The organism is Brevibacillus sp. AG (assembly GCF_028369215.1).
Classification (GTDB): Bacteria; Bacillota; Bacilli; order Brevibacillales; family Brevibacillaceae; genus Brevibacillus; species Brevibacillus porteri.
In genome coordinates this window covers 145,784-161,767 of record NZ_JAQMYO010000004.1, presented here as the reverse complement: position 1 = coordinate 161,767, position 15,984 = coordinate 145,784, and the positions used below count along the sequence as shown (strand labels likewise).

The following is a 15,984-nucleotide window of genomic DNA, read 5'->3' as shown; positions in this document are numbered from 1 at the left end:
TGACAAGATACTAGTCACCTAACTCGTTTGGGTTACCTATTCGCTTATTCAAATTCCCTAACCACCCAAACAATGCTATGTATGTAAGAGCCTCGTCATGTCGATTCATCAAATCTGCTAAGGAAAGGTAATATATACTTTCTTCAATCCCTCTCTCAATCCGCCCTTTACCAAACTCATAAATGGCTATCTGATAGCGAAACTGGAGATGCCGATCTAATCCTATTGCTTCTGTAAATTGATCGAAACTAGCAATTTGCGAAGAAAAGCGATCCAGTATCTTATCTACACAAAAATGGTAGGTATTTGCTGATTTCATAATAGAAATCATACCAGCAAGTATTTCATTGGTAGGCAGACTTTCAAGATAGTCTACATACTCTTCTATGACGTCTGTATTCCCAGATAATACCTCCAATGTATAGTAGTTCGCCTTTGCCCATACCTTGAATCTCTCTACCTCTTTACGTCCGTCTTCATCGAGTAATTCAAACCATCCTAAATCAGCGTAAACTTGCACATACTGCTTCGCCTCTTCATACAGTCCTTGCATTTCCAGTGCTGCACCTTTATATAAATGTCCCATTCCGAAATAATAGACAAGAGGGCGCTCTGGTTTCAGGGTTTCCCCTTTTTTGTTTCTTTTCAACCTGTCCAATTCATGCATGTGAACAGTTTCTGCAAGAAGGCGTAACTCGTCACCGTACTCCCCTGATTTGTTCCACTTCTGCAAAGCAAAACAAACCCGTGCTAATTGGAATAAAGCATCGAGTTGGTAGTTCTCTGGAAGCCGATTGCGATACGGAGAAAACCGAATGACATTCTCCCAATTTTCTTCTGCATTTGTCCCAAGTACAACACGAAATAACCGATACTGACTCATCACAAAGTGGTCAGAGTAGCTATCTTTTTCATTCTCAATCACATATTTATAAAAGGGCACTGACTCTTTCAGTTGCCCTTTCTCATATAGCTGCTCTGCAATGGCAAACAGAACTGAGATATTTTTCGGATTCTCTAACAATATGGAAACAACAGTCTCTATGCAATCCTTTCTCCCAACCTCCACACATCGAACCAAATACGGTATTAATCGTGGGCGCGAAATTCTCTGCTCTGACAAACATTCTTCTGGGTATAATTCATATAACCAACCCTGCTCCCGCCCAAATACCTTGGCGAACGCATCTAATTGCCCTATGGTCATAGCCCTCGGCGGATTTCCATTAAGAATCTCACTCAAGCTACCGGGGTTAATGCCCGTTAATTCACCCAGCTTGCTTAATGTATAACTGTGCTTTCTCCGGCATTTTTCAATTTCTGACCGCAGCGACCGATGCATTGTCCCTTGCAGCCCCCCATAAAGGATCATCCCTTGAACCTTTCCTCCATTTTACATTTTTTAAATATACCACTTGGCCTTCTATCAATTCGTAATCCAGTTCGAAACTATGATTGAAATATGTAAAGAGTCGGCAATTACCTAGATAGATAATAGGTTAATGGAGGGTTTTGGAGGCCTTGAGGTGTGAGAAGGACTTACTTTTCCGTTTTTAATCTGTTTTGTGCAATGACAATATATTTATCCAATCGTTGGCTCACAGCCAAAACCTTATCATGTGAGAGACCGTACTTTCCCGCCAACTCCATCATTTCCCGTCGTAGCTGTTCGATTCTATTATCCAACTCTAAGTGGCAACCGATTTCCTTTACCATGCCCCGGATCGTACACTTACTTTTAGGGGCTGATGCTGCGCCTCTTTTGGGGGAGTTTCCAGGGTGAAAAGAAACATCCCTATCTACTATATTTGCGATAGCAGTAATATCCAACGCCCCCTCTCTTTTACAATTTATTACATATATTTACTATACAGGGATGTGCAGAAATTCACCGACTAAGAAAAATTGAATAGAAAAAAACATCCCTCCGATGGGATGTTTTTTGGGGTACGATCTATTTAACCACCTATTCCATGACCATAATTAGCGACTACTACATCGTTTGCTATCTTTGCTGGTTCACTTACAACATTGACACCCAAACCCAAAACGAGAGCAAGTGAGAGTAAAATCCCCTTCATCACTATACAGCTCCTTTCGTAAGGATAGTTTGATACTTGTCTTTCTGTTGATCAGATGCATATTGCATATGCATCCAAAACAGCGCTGTGCATTTTTTGAAGTTCTCGTAATCTTTCATGGTATCAGACAGGGAAAGGCATCGAAGCGTTTCATTAAGCCCCTCTGCATACTTCCCTCTTTTAAACAAGTAAATCGCCATTTCATTACGAAACTGCATATGTTCGCTCATGCCGATAGCGTCCTGACGATCCTCAAAACGATCAATATGTTCTGCAAACTGCTCAAATATCGGATCGACCGAAAAACTGTATTGGTTGGCTGCACTCACAATCGTTACTAAACCTGAAAGGACCTCTTTCGGATGTTCAGAAAGGAAATGAATATAATCAGGGATGACATCACTATTCCCCATAAGGATGTTCAGTGTGTACAAATTCGCTGTCGCCCATGCTCGAAACTTCTGCACTTCGATTTGTCCAATTTCGTCCAGGAGTTCAAACCAGCTTAAATCAGCGTATCCATCAACATATCGCTTCGCTTCTTCGTACATCTCCTGTTTTTCTAATGCTATACTTTTAATGAGAAATGCTTGTCCATAGTACACAACCAAATGACGTTCAGTTGAAAGCATATCACTGGCCTTGTTGCTTCTTCGTCTACGCAACTCATCCTCATAGATAATAGTAGCCAATTCTCTTAATTCATCGGCATATTTATCCATTTCCCTCCATTTGTGGATAGTATAACAAACATTTGCTAATTGTAGTAGTGCATCTAACTGGTTATTTTCGGGTAGGCGTCTTCGATACGGATCAAATCGAATGACAGCCTTCCAATTTTCTTCAGAATTCGTACCCTGCACTACTACTCGAAAAAGTCTGTACTGACTCATCACAAATTGGTTAGAGTAACTATCTTTTTCGTTTTCAACCACGTATTCATAGAAAGGTACTGACTGTTTCTGTTTCCCTTCCTCATATAGCTGCTCTGCTACGGCAAAGAGGGTCGAGATATTCTTTGGATTCTCCAACAGTTTAGGAACAACCTCATCTATACAATCCTGCCGCCCAACCTCCGCACATCGAATCAAATAAGGTATCAACCGAGGGCGCGATATTCTCCCCTCCGATATACATTCTTCTGTATACAATTCGTACAACCAACCCGGCTCGCGACCAAACACCGCAGCGAGCGCATCTAATTGACCAATCGTCATAGCCCGCGGTGGATTTCCGTTCAGAATCTCGCTTAAACTACCATGGTTGATCCCCGTTAATTCACCTAATTTACTCAAGGTATAGCCGCACTCTCTACGGTGTCTTTCAATCTCTGACCGCAGCGACCAGTGCAATGTCCCTTGCAGCCCCCCCATAAAGAATCAACCCCTAATTTTTTCCTTAATTTTACAATAAAATATATTTTTTTGAAAGATTTTTCTTTACAATTCTTCATAATTTATTTAACTAGTTCGTCACTTTCCGCACAATTCCTCCAATGTCTTACAGGTGTTGCACTTTGTGACATTACGCCCTATTGAAAATCGTTCAAGCGAATACAGCCTCGTAGGAAGAAGCGGATTTCCAGTCCTAGCGCCTCTGGAGCCCTACCCAGCTCGGAAATAAATAGCGGGGGTTTTCAGCTTCAACCTCTGAAAAAACATCCTCGAAACTCTACTTTTGAAGCGCTCCCGCTATTTATTTCGGAGCGAACAGAACCCGCCCTCAGCAGGGCGTAGGCCGAAGCGTAGACTGGAAATACGCTTCTTCCCTCCACTACGGTTACTCCATCCATATTGTAAAAAAAGCTCCGCCAAAACATCTGGCGAAGCTTTCATTTTAAACCCGTGCTTATGGCATTGCTACTTTCATAACTGCACGAACGGAATCTGCGGATTTATCCAATGCTGCCTTCTCAGCAGCAGTCAGATCCAGCTCAATGACTTGCTCGATACCGTTTCCACCTAAGAGAGTTGGTACACCCAGGTAGATATCGTTGTAGCCATACTCGCCTTGGAGCAAAGCGATGGAAGGCAAGATGCGCTTCTTGTCTTTCAAGATCGCTTCTGCCATTTCTACCAGAGCTGCCGCAGGTGCATAGTAAGCGGAACCGTTACCCAAGAGAGCTACGATTTCGCCGCCGCCTTTGCGTGTACGCTCGACGATGGCATCCAGACGATCTTGTGGGATCAATTTTTCCAGTGGGATGCCGCCAGCGTAGGAGTAACGCAGGAGTGGCACCATGTCGTCACCGTGACCGCCCAATACGAAGCCTGTTACATCATTAACAGATACATTCAGTTCCATTGCTACGAATGTACGGAAGCGAGCTGTATCCAGTACGCCGGATTGACCGATTACGCGGTGTTTCGGGAAGCCGGACGTTTTGTAGAATGTATACGTCATCGCATCTACCGGGTTGGACAGGATGAGTACGATGGAGTTTGGTGCATATGTTTTCACTTGCTCAGCAACAGAGCGCATAATAGCTGCATTCGTTGCTACCAAGTCGTCGCGGGACATGCCTGGCTTGCGTGCAATCCCTGCTGTAATAATTACGATATCGGAGCCTTCGATGTCTTTGTAGTCAGAAGTACCTGTAATGTTAGCATCGAAGCCGAGAACTGGGGAAGCTTCCATCATGTCGAGTGCTTTACCCTTCGTTGGGTTTTCCAGTTGAGGGATATCGACCAAAACGATGTCAGCCAGCTCTTTTTGCGCCATGATGAACGCAGTTGTCGCTCCTGTAAAACCACTACCGATGACGGCTACTTTTTTTCTACGAAATGTCATGCTGAATCCTCCTCGTCATGTTACAAGACTAGTTTCACACCACTTGCTTTTTGCTCCAGCATTTTGGAGAGAATGGTCCCGATGTGGGCACCCGCCTCAACCGGAGAAGTACCTTGACGATGAATATTCGAGATCACTGTACGTTCTGATTCTACCATACCTTTGCGTGGACGGTAGCACATGTATGCACTCATGGAATGCGCTGTAACCAATCCTGGACGTTCTCCGATCAGGAGCACCAATACTTCTGGCTCCAAAATCTCGCCGACGTGATCCATGCTGGCTACGCGTCCGCCTTGGATAAAGAACGGTGTGCCGCAGGTCAGTCCATAGCTTTTCAGAGAGTCCATCAGAGATGGAAGCACGTCTTTCAGGTTCGCATCCACCGCAGCGGCACTCAAGCCGTCCGAAACGACGATTTGTACCTGCGGTTTCTTTTGGCAGCGCTCTTGCAGCAAGCGCACGCCTTCCTCCGTGAGGACGCGCCCCATATCCGGACGCTTTAGATAGTTTTCGGTGTTGTCATACTGCGTTTCGACTGTGAACAAGGAGTACTGGTCGAGCACCGCTTGACTGACTTCACCGTATACAGCATCTACAGCCGCAGCATGGTCGCGACGCAATTCGAGCATCGTTTTAGTCAAAGGTCTCACACCTGTACGCCAAACTCCGATGCGCGCTGGCGTGCTGGACAGCAGTTCATCCAAGCCTTCCTTGTACTTCGGATTCGGTACGTGTGATGTTCTCTCAGGCTCTGCTGATGGAGCAAGTTGCTCATTCACCGCTGGAGCTTGCGTCGGAGCCGTCGTCGCACTCGTTACTGGCTCAGCCTTTGGTTCCGATCTCAGTTGAATCAAGCCCGTCTCTGCTTTTGGTGACGGAGCTTGTTCTGTGGCCTCACCCAGCTTCTTTTGCAGCTCTGCTACTACTTTATCTACCAAGAAATCTAATTGTTGTTCCATCCGTCTTTCACCTCCTGATCTTACATGAAGATTGTCGGATCGCCTGCTTTTGCAGTCAGCCTACCGTTTTCCATGATGCCCATTTTCTCCAGCCATTTTTCAAAATCAGGTGCCGGGCGCAGTCCCATCACTTCACGGAACGCGGCAATATCATGGAAGCTCGTCGATTGATAGTTGAGCATGACATCGTCAGCCATAGCTACCCCGATGACGAAGTTAACTCCTGCCGACGAGAGCAAGATACCGAGATTGTCCATATCGTTCTGATCGACCTTCATGTGGTTCGTGTAGCATACGTCACAGCCCATTGGCAAACCGTGCATTTTGCCCATGTAATGGTCTTCCAAGCCTGCGCGGATTACTTGACGGCTGTCGTACAAATACTCAGGTCCGATGAATCCAACTACCGTATTCACGATAAATGGATTGTATTTGCGAGCCAAACCGTAGCAGCGCGCTTCCATCGTTACCTGGTCCATGCCGTGATGCGCCTCGGAAGACAACTCAGAGCCTTGGCCTGTCTCGAAGTACCAGAAGTTCGGTCCATAGGAAGTACCTTCTTTGCGCATCAGTTCGTCTGCTTCATCCAACAGCGCTACATCAATACCAAATGCATTGTTTCCTTTTTCACTACCCGCCAAACTTTGAAAAATCAAGTCTGCTGGTGCCCCATTACGGATGGCACGCATTTGAGTAGATACGTGAGCCAATACGCAGTTTTGGGTCGGGATATCGAACTTGGTCATCACGTCTTTGGTCATGTTCAAAATATCCTTGACGCTGTCCGCTGTATCGATAACCGGGTTGATCCCGATAACCGCATCGCCAATTCCGTAGCTCAATCCTTCGTACAGAGACGCCTTGATGCCTTGTACGTTATCGGATGGATGGTTCGGCTGTACACGAGAAGCCAATACGCCCTTTTGACCGATTACAGTGTTGGCATGCGTCACAACTTTAATCTTGGACGCAGCCGTAATCAAGTCCAGGTTGCTCATGAGCTTAGCAGTCGCTGCAATCATCTCACTGGACAAGCCGCGGCTGATGCGCTTGAGTTCATTATCGCCTGCTTGATGGCTCAAAATGTACTCGCGGAGTTCTGCTACACTCCAGTTTTTGATTTCGCTGTAAATTTTTTCGTTGATGCCTTCTTCGATCACACGGGATACTTCGTCTTCTTCTGCCGGAACCATCGGATTGTTGCGGATATCCGCCAGCGTCAGATCAGCCAAAACTTGCTTGGCAGCTACACGTTCCCGGGAATCAGCAGCGGCGAGACCAGCCAGCTGGTCGCCTGATTTATCTTCATTAGCCTTCGCGAAAACTTCTTTCAAATCGCGAAATTGATAGGTCTGTCCAAGCACAGTCGTTTTCGTGTTCATCACGTCCACCCCTTCTTACGTTACGGCCTTTCATCAAACGCGAGTGTTTTGACAACGACGGGAATGATCGTTCCCGAGATCGGCTCACCCAGATCGATGTAATCGCCGTATTCCACACGCACCTGATCGATGCAAATGATTTCCGGTGCCCCTTTGCAACGCAGCGCCAAGGCCTGCCCGAGCGCTTTCGCCATATCTGTTTCACAGATCACGACCATGGTTTGACTCTCGGGAAAACTTGCCCGGTATTGCTCCGACAGCTCCTGGGACAGCGTCTGTAGCAGAGCGTACGAGCAATACCCGATGCCGGAGATCGCGAGTGCGAAAGGAATCCCTGTCGTTTTTTCAAACAGGCGCTCACCCAGTTGGTAGATCGAAGCCACTTCCTGTCGCAGTCGTGTGGCATCTGCCAATTGTTCCTCGGTAAGCTCTAGCTTGAGAATCGGAATATTTTTAATCGGCAACAGCTCCGGCTTGATATGCACGGTTGAACCGCTAATCTCCGTACTTTGCATCCCCGCGCCAATTACCGTTGCCCGTACTGTCTGATCTGGGTCTAGCCACTGTACCGGATACGTTCCTTTTTCGCGCTCCTGCTGGAGTACATATCCGAGCAGCGGGCCAAAATCGCCATATCGGCTTGCATCCGAAATATTTTGGACGGGAGGTCCGCTCATGAGCAGGCCTATACCGCCTGAGACAGTCAATTCAGCAACAGGGATGGAATCGCGCAGATGCGGCCCCAATACGAGCAAGCCTGATACTTGGCGCTCTTTCCCCGTCAAATAATCGAGCATGCTGCGTCCCAACTGTTCGGCAACCTCTGTGAGCTGCGCGAATCCGATTTCCTGTCCGACTTGAATACGCAATCCTTTTGCCGACAGCCATTGTTGAATGTTCGGCGACACGTATTGAACGACGCCCTGCGGACTGAGACGGATCAGTCTTCCTCCGACGTGGAACGTAACCGTCGCAATCGCTCGACCACGTTGGAAGTAGGCTGCATTCGCTGTTCCTCCGCCAATATCGACATTGACGATCACACCTTGTATGGCTTGCGAGCGTTTTTCTGCTCCAGCGCCCTTGCCCGCCAGCACGCCTTCGAGGTCAGCACCTGCTGTCGCTACCACGAAATCCCCGGAGCGTTCAGCCAGCAGATGAACGATATGCTGTGCGTTCTTTTTGCTGGCTGTTTCTCCGGTAATGATGACCGCCCCGGACTTGATTTGAGACAAGCTGATTTGTGCCTTGTTGTACTCGGCTGCAAGAATCGATCCGATTCCGTCAGCGTCGATTTCATCAAATCCGATGAGCGGTGTGGAATGTACTTCACTCGCATACAGCAATTGTCGCTCCACGATCTGATAACGCGGCAGCGAAAACGTGCTGGACATGCGACCCAATCGCAATCGGCTTACGATCATTTTGGTTGTGCTTGTTCCCACATCGATCCCGACGCTTTGGATCCATTGTTCGTCCATATGAACCTCCTTGAACCATTGGCGTGTCAGACGGGCTTACGAAAAAACGCTTGAACAGCCGGTTCCTTGCTCCCGGTCTGATTCAAGCGCCTTTGCTCTCTTCGTATCTACTTGTCACTGCTTTTTATGATAACGTCAGTACTAGCCTTGTGTGGAAATGGCCTGCTCGCCCGACAAAATCTCTTCTGCCAGCTTCACAAGCGGCATGCGCCGTTGCATGCTTACTTGCTGCATCCATTTGTAAGCCGCATCCTCTTCCAAGGATAGGGCACTCATCAGCTTTCCTTTTGCTTTTTCCACTGCTTTGCGATCCTCGATCTTTTGCTTCAGATCATTGATATCCTTCTTCAGTGAAACGACTTTTTCCTTTTGACTGAGTGCGATTTCTACTGCGGGAATCAAGTCATCCTCCGACACCGGCTTCACCAAGTAAGCCGTCACACCCGCTTTTCTGGCATCCTGGACGAGTTCCTTTTGACTATATGCCGTCAAAAGAAGAATGGAACTGTCTGAAAAGGAACGAATGATACTGCTTGCCTTGATTCCATTCAAGACAGGCATTTTCACATCCATGATGATCAGATCGGGCTTGTGACGATGGGCCTGTTCGACTGCCTCTTCTCCGTTTTTCGCCTCGGCAACCACTAAATACCCTTCATTTTCGAGCATCTCGCGCAAATCCATGCGAATAATCGGCTCGTCATCAACCACCATAATCTTCGGCTGTGTCATCTTCATCCTCCTTTTGGATCGGATAGAGTATGGTTACCTCTGTTCCGTTCCCAGTGTTGCGGAAATGCATCGTGCCTTCGAGGTCTTCCCTGACCAGCGTATCGACAATTTTCAGGCCAAGATGGCCCTTTTTGTGGATTTGCTCCATGTCCTCGATGCCTACTCCGTCATCTGTCACAGACAGACTAACGAAGTCTTCCTTGGCAACCAGTGCAATAGAGATTTTCCCTTCATGCAGGTCATGAAAACCATGAATCATGCAATTTTGAATCAGCTCGGTGACGATCAAGGCAAACGATGTTGCTTTGTTGGACGGCAGATATACCGATTCGCCCGTCACCACGACGTGTATAGCTTGCTCAGAACGTCTCATCGAAGAGACGATTATTTTCGATATTTTGGTTAAAATCTCTTTGAAGTCAATCTGCTCCAGACCATCCTGTGCCAAGTATTCGTGAATAATGGCGATGCTGTTGATGCGATTGATGCTTTCCCTGTATACCTTTTCAATCTCGTTGGACTGCGAACGCCGCATTTGCAGGCGCAGTAGGCTAGAGATGGTTTGCAAATTGTTTTTGACCCGGTGGTGAATCTCTTTGATCACCGCCGATTTGATCATTAATTGCTTTTCTTTTTCCCGAATGTCCGATATGTCTCGCAGGAGAATGAATCCCCCAATGATGTCTTGTTTGCGGACGGACGAAACCGCTTTCATCATGATAAAATGTTTGCCTTTTGACAGCTCCTCCTGAATATAACCCCCGTTGCGTACAAAATTCTCCGGGGAAACTCTCCAGGAAAAAATACGTTCAATGCTCTCGCCCTTTTCCGGCCGTTCAAAGCCAATCAAGGAGAGCAGCTTGTGGGCACGGCCATTGGCGTACGTGATAACCCCACTCTGATCAAACAAAATCATGCCCTCGTGCAAAAGCGACGAAATGGGCAGATCAGGCACAGCGAACTGGATGAGCGTCTCACTTAACTGCTCCGTTGTTTCCTTGAGCATTTCGACGTTCTTTTCCTGTTCCACCTGTTTGGATATATCTTGTTCAGTTATCAAGGTCCCGATTGTTTTTCCAGCCGCATTCGTGATGGGTACGACACTTTGTCGCATCACGACTTGCTCCTGTGAAACCCCACGTGAACCGATGACGGGCTTGCCTGTCGTCAGACAATACATAACGGCCGGCTCATTAATCGCCGTCGCCAAATGTCCTACGACCGATCCACTGTACATAGAGCGTGCCGTACTCGGTGCAGCTTGTGCGACTACCATCGCAGCGCTCCGATCTACCGTCGGACAATCAATAAACATGTCCGCTTGAGACAGATCAGCAAAAATCTGAAGCTTGGAAGCCAGATCCTCCACAATCCGAATGTCGTCATCACTCAACGTCGTGGACGCTTTGCACACTTCTCGTATTGATTGCATGTGAACCTCTTTTCACCTGCTAGGAGTTGATATGACCTCATTTTCTCACAGACGCGCTACGGCGGAAAGGGGTGTAATACTGGTTAATCAAGCTTACTCATTGACAATTTCTTGCAAATGCGCTCGCAATTCTGATACTCCCTCACTTGTGAGCGAGGAGGTCCGGAAAATCTTCGCATTGCCAAGTGATTGACGCAGGAATTGTTCTGCTCTCTCCACATTTGCATCAGGATGATCCGTTTTGGTAATGACCCCGATACACGATTGCGGAAACCCTTGTGAAAATCCAGGAGGGAAATAATTGCGCTCCCGCGTAGCATCCTGCACCATCACAATGATCTTCGCCTCAAGAGAGGTAGCCATAAGTGTGCGGTAAAACATCGGGTTTTCGCTGTACTCACCCGGAGTGTCAATCGCCCAGTCCCGATATTCGAGCGCTTGTGTCTTTCTGGCAGGCTGTTCGTCATTGAACAGCGCCCGCACCAGAGAAGACTTTCCTGCTTCGATTGCACCGATAATCATTACACGGCCGGTCATGATTTCGTCACCAATGCCGGTGTAAACCGCAGTTTTTCGCTCAGTACCTGATTGACCGCTTCGACTGCCATTTCAACAGCGGATACATCTCCTACGACAATCAGTGAACCTGTAAAACGATCGAGAAACCCAAGCTCGACGCCAGCAGCCTTTGTCGCAATATCCGCGGCAATAATGGCTGTTTCGGTAGGCGTCAAAGTCAAAATGCCGATCGCACCGGCCTCATTGATACCTAGCTTGGTATAGAGCATTGGGTCAGGGTTTGCGATTACATGAGCCAACGTGACCTGTTTCCCTGGTACGAATTCCTGGATGACTCGTGAACGTTCCTGTTCCATTCCTATTCCTCTCTTCCTGCGGCACCCGGCACCTCAAACGAATCCACAATGCCTACGATGATCGCATCGATCGGCACACTGGTGCCGGAGAAAAGGATTCGGGCAGGCGTCCCACGAGAGACGATAACCTGCTCCCCGATTCCCGCACCGATCCTGTCCGCTGCGATAACGGTTTGTCCGCCTTCTTCGCCACGCCAATCAATCGGCTGAACCACCATGAGCTTGAGATTTTCCATGCCTGCTTCTTTTTGCGTGGCCCAGACGCTGCCGATCACTTTTCCCAAAAACATGCGATCACCCTTTTCCTAAATAGCTGACCGTAATGCCGCGTTCTCTCATGCTGTCATAAGCAAGCGGAGAAACAATTGCACCTTTTTTCACGATCAAAGTCGTATCGCGAAGCTCAGGCTGAGATCTGATCCAATCCGCTGTCAACAGCTTCCCGGAAAAGACAGCTTCTTGCTCATCCAAAGGAGTCAATGTCGGTTGTTCTGTCTTGGTAGTAATCTCCACTTTTTGCAACTGAGACTTCAGCTTAGAAACCACGCGATCAGCCAGACGGCGTTGTTCTGCAAACTCCACACCCAGTTCTTTCATGCTCTCAACGTGACGGTTGAACAGCTTTTCATAAGCAGGTGTCAGTGTCAATGTTTGCAGGGTACGACGGTCTGCGCGCTTGATTCCTGGCACATCGGAACCAGCGATGACGAATTTACCCGTCACCAATGCGGAAAAGACGATTTCCGCTTTGATCGTTCCTTTTAGACCAGAAGCAATTCTCGCTGCATTATCCAAATCGATTTCAGGAATCACGATACCGACATAATCTTTCGGCACTTCCAACGGGGCAGGAGCGTACTCATCTGCTGTAAGGATTCTGCCTGCTCCCCCACATTCGATCTTGTGCATGCCAAGCCAAGAGGAGGTTTCTCCATCCAGGAAGAGAATGTCATGGCAGATCCCGTGGTTTTTCAGTTGGATAAAATGATCCTGATAAGCCTCATGAGCCTGGCTGTCACAAAAGACGTACAGGACACGAGGCGATTCGCTTTTCTTTTCTGTATTCATCGATTGCAAAATTTCTTTCGTAATCGACGCCACCATTTCTCTGATGTCCATCAAGCTCTACCTCCGTTAGCCGGAGTAAAATTGCCCGTTCTTGCCGATCACTTTTACCCGGTCTCCCGTTTTCAAATTAGCGGCATTACCTTCATCCGTATCAACGTGGAAATCAAGTGCGAATTGCGGATGCACACGAACGACTACATCTGGATAGATGATTGGACGATCGCTTTGCGTCGCCAGGATCAGCGTATCGCCATCCTTCACTTGATATTGCTCGGCATCTGCAGGAGACATATGAACGTGGCTCTTCGCTACGATTACGCCTTTGTCCATCACGACTGTCCCTTTTGCCGTAACGAGTACCATACCTGGTGTTCCTTCAATATCTCCAGACATACGCACAGGTGCTTGAACACCTACTGCAAAGCCGTCTGTCCGGGAAATTTCCACTTGTGTCGCGCCACGAGCTGGTCCCAAAACGCGAACCCCGTGGATGCTGCCTTTTGGTCCCACGATGGTGACTGTTTCTTGGCAAGCAAACTGGCCCGGTTGCGACAAATCACGCATTGGCGTCAATTGATGTCCGGCTCCGAAAAGCTTCTCGACATCTGCTTGCGACAAATGAATGTGACGGTTAGATACGCCCAAAGGAATTTCTCGCACTGCCTCGGCAGCTTGATTGGTGGAAGGCTGCTGGTTCTGATCAACTTGTTTCACTTGAATCCCTCTTCCTTTCAAGAAATCTGCCGCTGCTGGTGTTATTTTATCCCCTTTCTCAACGAGAAAGGGGTTTGGAATACCTGACTTATGCATTGCTCTCAAGGATGCTTCTGTAATCACTGCCATAGGGAATTATTATCCTTCGAGTTTAGGCAGGATCAGTTCAATGTCTCCATGAGGGCGTGGAATTACGTGAATAGATACGAGCTCTCCTACTTTTTCAGCAGCAGCGGCGCCTGCGTCAGTGGAAGCTTTTACTGCACCTACGTCACCACGTACCATAACAGTCACGAGACCGCCACCTACGTGTACTTTACCAATCAGTTTTACGTTAGCTGCTTTTACCATTGCGTCAGCAGCTTCTACTGCTCCTACCAAACCTTTTGTTTCTACCATTCCCAATGCGGACATTTCTCCAGCCATTTTCATTTCCTCCTTAATTATATCTCCAAAATTTTAGTGTTTTACGACTCTAAGTCGTCATTTCTGTTAACACCGATTTGATGATGTTTTTGATCTCATCGCGGCTCAAACCGACATTCATGGAAGAGACAGCCTGTAGGACAGCTTCTTCCGCTTGTGTCGCAGGAGCTGCTGCTACTGGTGTTGATTGCGGCATTTCTTTGATGCCAAATGCAACACGCTTGATGTTGAACATGTGCTTCGCACCGATGTTATCGGAAGTGATGTTGCCCCCATAGGAACCGCATCCAAGTGTAAACGCTGGTTGTACGCCAGTCGTTGCACCAATTCCTCCGAAGGTGGTACCCGTATTTACCGGAATTCTGGATGCTGGCATTGCTTGACCATACGCTGCGATGACATTGTCATCCTGGGCGTGAATACCCGCTGTATGTCCAAGACCACCATGTTCCAGCAATTCGCGGCAACGAGCAAACGCTTCGCTGTCGCCTTGAACAGTGTAGAGGGCAAGGATCGGTGCCAGTTTTTCAACGGACATCGGATAAGCTTTGCCTACATTGTTCTCCTCCGCAACCAGGACACGCGTATCAGCAGGGATGGTAATACCCGCCATTTGAGCGATCACATGTGGAGAGCGGCCAACGATTTTCGCGTTCAGCGAGCCGTTTATCGTGACGATGGCAGCTACCTTTTCCTTTTCTTGCTCGTTCAGGAAGTAGGCGCCTTCACGCTTCAAGGCTGCAATCAATTGGTGTTTGGTGGATTCCTCCACTACCAATGCTTGCTCAGAAGCGCAGATTGTACCATAGTCAAACGTCTTGCTCTGCACGATGCGTCTGGCAGCAGTAGCAAAGTCAGCAGTGTGGTGGATGTAAACGGGTACGTTACCAGGTCCAACACCGTATGCCGGCTTACCGGAGCTGTATGCTGCGCGTACCATCGGAGTTCCGCCAGTCGCGAGAATCAGATTGGTCAGCTTGTGCTTCATCAGCTCATTTGTCCCAGGAAGCGTAGGCTTCGTAACGCAATGGATCAACCCTTCTGGTGCTCCAGCCGCTACTGCCGCCTGTGCCATCAGTCGCGCTGCTTCCAGCGTGCATTTGGCTGCCGACGGATGCGGGCTGAATACAATCGCATTTCTCGCCTTGAGGGAGACCATCGATTTATAAATAACCGTGGACGTCGGATTCGTGGAAGGTACAACCCCTGCTACGATACCAAATGGCTGTGCCACTTCCCACACCTTGTTCTCCTCGTCCTTACGGATGATGCCAACCGTTTTTACATCTTTTACAGATGCGTACACATCTTGTGCAGCAAACAGGTTTTTCATCCGCTTGTCAGCGACGTTACCAAAGCCTGTTTCCTCTACAGCCATTGCTGCCAGTCGATCAGCATTTTCTACGCCCACTTTGGACATTGCTTCGATGATCCGGTCAACTTGCTCTTGGCTGTAGGTAGCGAATTTGGCCTGTGCTTCCTTCGCTTGTGCGAGGTAGGTACGCACTTCCTGTATGGAATACAGATCAGCGTCGAGTGTCATTAGGCTTTGTCACCTCCGCCTTGTTTCTCTTCCAACAGACGAATGAGATCTTCTTTCTTCGCCATGTTGATTTCGTTCGTTGTCAGCGGGAAGTCCGCATACGAACGCGCCATTTTGCGCAGGTCATTGATGGACTGATCTTGCAATCCTGACACTGGCGCTTTAGCCGGCTCTGCCTTACCCTCTTCTTTTACTTCCGGTTTCAGCAGGTTTTTAATCATTTTTGGAATATTTTCGTCAGGACGTGGAATCACGTGCGAGTGCAGCAATCTTCCGACACGTCTCGCAGCGTCAGCGCCAGCATCTACTGCCGCCATAACCGAAGATACATCCCCGATCACGTATACAGTGACGATTCCTGCGTCCGCTCCTTCATAAGAGACGACTTTGACGTCTGCCGCCTTAGCAGCAGCGTCTGCGGCAGCGATGAGAGCAGGCAAGCCCAGCGTCTCGATCATGCCGAGTGAATATGTTGTAGCGCGCATTTACATTACCTCC

The 15,984-nt window shown here is 48.2% G+C and carries 17 protein-coding genes; all 17 read right to left on the bottom strand.

What is annotated here, in order from left to right; genetic code table 11:
• Positions 1–10: 10 nt before the first annotated feature.
• The gene (locus POF51_RS12115) at positions 11–1,372 is read right to left on the bottom strand and encodes a helix-turn-helix domain-containing protein (RefSeq protein WP_069849764.1); all 1,362 of its coding nucleotides are present in this window, start codon (positions 1,370–1,372) and stop codon (positions 11–13) included.
• 167 nt (positions 1,373–1,539) lie between these two features.
• The gene (locus tag POF51_RS12110) at positions 1,540–1,830 is read right to left on the bottom strand and encodes an aspartyl-phosphate phosphatase Spo0E family protein (protein WP_069849766.1); all 291 of its coding nucleotides are present in this window, start codon (positions 1,828–1,830) and stop codon (positions 1,540–1,542) included.
• Between the two features lie 253 nt (positions 1,831–2,083).
• The gene (locus POF51_RS12105; RefSeq protein WP_069849767.1) at positions 2,084–3,454 is read right to left on the bottom strand and encodes a helix-turn-helix domain-containing protein; all 1,371 of its coding nucleotides are present in this window, start codon (positions 3,452–3,454) and stop codon (positions 2,084–2,086) included.
• A 475-nt stretch (positions 3,455–3,929) separates the two neighbouring features.
• Positions 3,930–4,871: a malate dehydrogenase gene (gene mdh, locus POF51_RS12100; RefSeq protein WP_017252508.1), complete on the bottom strand. Its 942-nt coding sequence runs from the start codon at positions 4,869–4,871 to the stop codon at positions 3,930–3,932.
• 20 nt (positions 4,872–4,891) lie between these two features.
• The gene (eutC, locus tag POF51_RS12095; protein WP_069849768.1) at positions 4,892–5,833 is read right to left on the bottom strand and encodes an ethanolamine ammonia-lyase subunit EutC; all 942 of its coding nucleotides are present in this window, start codon (positions 5,831–5,833) and stop codon (positions 4,892–4,894) included.
• Positions 5,834–5,853: 20 nt separating this feature from the next.
• Positions 5,854–7,215, bottom strand: coding sequence for an ethanolamine ammonia-lyase subunit EutB (locus tag POF51_RS12090; RefSeq protein WP_017252510.1), 1,362 nt, complete (start codon positions 7,213–7,215; stop codon positions 5,854–5,856).
• Positions 7,216–7,235: 20 nt separating this feature from the next.
• Positions 7,236–8,696 carry an ethanolamine ammonia-lyase reactivating factor EutA gene (locus tag POF51_RS12085; protein ID WP_069849769.1) on the bottom strand — a complete coding sequence of 487 codons (1,461 nt, stop codon included), beginning with the start codon at positions 8,694–8,696 and terminating at the stop codon, positions 7,236–7,238.
• A gap of 141 nt (positions 8,697–8,837) precedes the next feature.
• The gene (locus POF51_RS12080) at positions 8,838–9,434 is read right to left on the bottom strand and encodes a response regulator (RefSeq protein ID WP_017252512.1); all 597 of its coding nucleotides are present in this window, start codon (positions 9,432–9,434) and stop codon (positions 8,838–8,840) included.
• Positions 9,400–10,860 carry a sensor histidine kinase gene (locus POF51_RS12075; protein WP_017252513.1) on the bottom strand — a complete coding sequence of 487 codons (1,461 nt, stop codon included), beginning with the start codon at positions 10,858–10,860 and terminating at the stop codon, positions 9,400–9,402. Before POF51_RS12075 ends, POF51_RS12080 begins: the two co-directional genes overlap by 35 nt.
• A gap of 93 nt (positions 10,861–10,953) precedes the next feature.
• Positions 10,954–11,397: a EutP/PduV family microcompartment system protein gene (locus POF51_RS12070; protein WP_017252514.1), complete on the bottom strand. Its 444-nt coding sequence runs from the start codon at positions 11,395–11,397 to the stop codon at positions 10,954–10,956.
• Positions 11,394–11,735, bottom strand: a complete 342-nt coding sequence (gene eutS / locus POF51_RS12065; RefSeq protein ID WP_007720097.1) for an ethanolamine utilization microcompartment protein EutS — start codon at positions 11,733–11,735, stop codon at positions 11,394–11,396. Before eutS ends, POF51_RS12070 begins: the two co-directional genes overlap by 4 nt.
• 2 nt (positions 11,736–11,737) lie before the next feature.
• Positions 11,738–12,025, bottom strand: coding sequence for a EutN/CcmL family microcompartment protein (locus tag POF51_RS12060; RefSeq protein ID WP_007720099.1), 288 nt, complete (start codon positions 12,023–12,025; stop codon positions 11,738–11,740).
• A 4-nt stretch (positions 12,026–12,029) separates the two neighbouring features.
• The gene (locus POF51_RS12055; RefSeq protein WP_017252515.1) at positions 12,030–12,854 is read right to left on the bottom strand and encodes a hypothetical protein; all 825 of its coding nucleotides are present in this window, start codon (positions 12,852–12,854) and stop codon (positions 12,030–12,032) included.
• A gap of 15 nt (positions 12,855–12,869) precedes the next feature.
• Entirely contained in the window at positions 12,870–13,646 is a 777-nt protein-coding gene (gene pduL / locus POF51_RS12050) for a phosphate propanoyltransferase (protein ID WP_041749711.1), read from the bottom strand.
• A 9-nt stretch (positions 13,647–13,655) separates the two neighbouring features.
• Entirely contained in the window at positions 13,656–13,943 is a 288-nt protein-coding gene (gene eutM, locus POF51_RS12045) for an ethanolamine utilization microcompartment protein EutM (protein WP_007720104.1), read from the bottom strand.
• A 49-nt stretch (positions 13,944–13,992) separates the two neighbouring features.
• On the bottom strand, positions 13,993–15,486 hold the full coding sequence (locus POF51_RS12040; protein ID WP_271755407.1) for an acetaldehyde dehydrogenase (acetylating): 1,494 nt from the start codon (positions 15,484–15,486) through the stop codon (positions 13,993–13,995).
• A complete protein-coding gene (locus POF51_RS12035) occupies positions 15,486–15,971 on the bottom strand; it encodes a BMC domain-containing protein (protein ID WP_017252518.1) in 486 nt (161 codons plus the stop codon). Before POF51_RS12035 ends, POF51_RS12040 begins: the two co-directional genes overlap by 1 nt.
• Positions 15,972–15,984: the final 13 nt, after the last annotated feature.

Bases quoted from the DNA above. Each gene is read 5' to 3' on its own strand.
- POF51_RS12115 (WP_069849764.1), bottom strand. From the start codon at position 1,372: ATGATCCTTTATGGGGGGCTGCAAGGGACAATGCATCGGTCGCTGCGG.
- POF51_RS12105 (WP_069849767.1), bottom strand. From the start codon at position 3,454: ATGGGGGGGCTGCAAGGGACATTGCACTGGTCGCTGCGGTCAGAGATT.
- mdh (WP_017252508.1), bottom strand. From the start codon at position 4,871: ATGACATTTCGTAGAAAAAAAGTAGCCGTCATCGGTAGTGGTTTTACA.
- eutC (WP_069849768.1), bottom strand. From the start codon at position 5,833: ATGGAACAACAATTAGATTTCTTGGTAGATAAAGTAGTAGCAGAGCTG.
- POF51_RS12090 (WP_017252510.1), bottom strand. From the start codon at position 7,215: ATGAACACGAAAACGACTGTGCTTGGACAGACCTATCAATTTCGCGAT.
- POF51_RS12085 (WP_069849769.1), bottom strand. From the start codon at position 8,696: ATGGACGAACAATGGATCCAAAGCGTCGGGATCGATGTGGGAACAAGC.
- POF51_RS12080 (WP_017252512.1), bottom strand. From the start codon at position 9,434: ATGAAGATGACACAGCCGAAGATTATGGTGGTTGATGACGAGCCGATT.
- POF51_RS12075 (WP_017252513.1), bottom strand. From the start codon at position 10,860: ATGCAATCAATACGAGAAGTGTGCAAAGCGTCCACGACGTTGAGTGAT.
- POF51_RS12070 (WP_017252514.1), bottom strand. From the start codon at position 11,397: ATGACCGGCCGTGTAATGATTATCGGTGCAATCGAAGCAGGAAAGTCT.
- eutS (WP_007720097.1), bottom strand. From the start codon at position 11,735: ATGGAACAGGAACGTTCACGAGTCATCCAGGAATTCGTACCAGGGAAA.
- POF51_RS12060 (WP_007720099.1), bottom strand. From the start codon at position 12,025: ATGTTTTTGGGAAAAGTGATCGGCAGCGTCTGGGCCACGCAAAAAGAA.
- POF51_RS12055 (WP_017252515.1), bottom strand. From the start codon at position 12,854: ATGGACATCAGAGAAATGGTGGCGTCGATTACGAAAGAAATTTTGCAA.
- pduL (WP_041749711.1), bottom strand. From the start codon at position 13,646: ATGGCAGTGATTACAGAAGCATCCTTGAGAGCAATGCATAAGTCAGGT.
- eutM (WP_007720104.1), bottom strand. From the start codon at position 13,943: ATGGCTGGAGAAATGTCCGCATTGGGAATGGTAGAAACAAAAGGTTTG.
- POF51_RS12040 (WP_271755407.1), bottom strand. From the start codon at position 15,486: ATGACACTCGACGCTGATCTGTATTCCATACAGGAAGTGCGTACCTAC.
- POF51_RS12035 (WP_017252518.1), bottom strand. From the start codon at position 15,971: ATGCGCGCTACAACATATTCACTCGGCATGATCGAGACGCTGGGCTTG.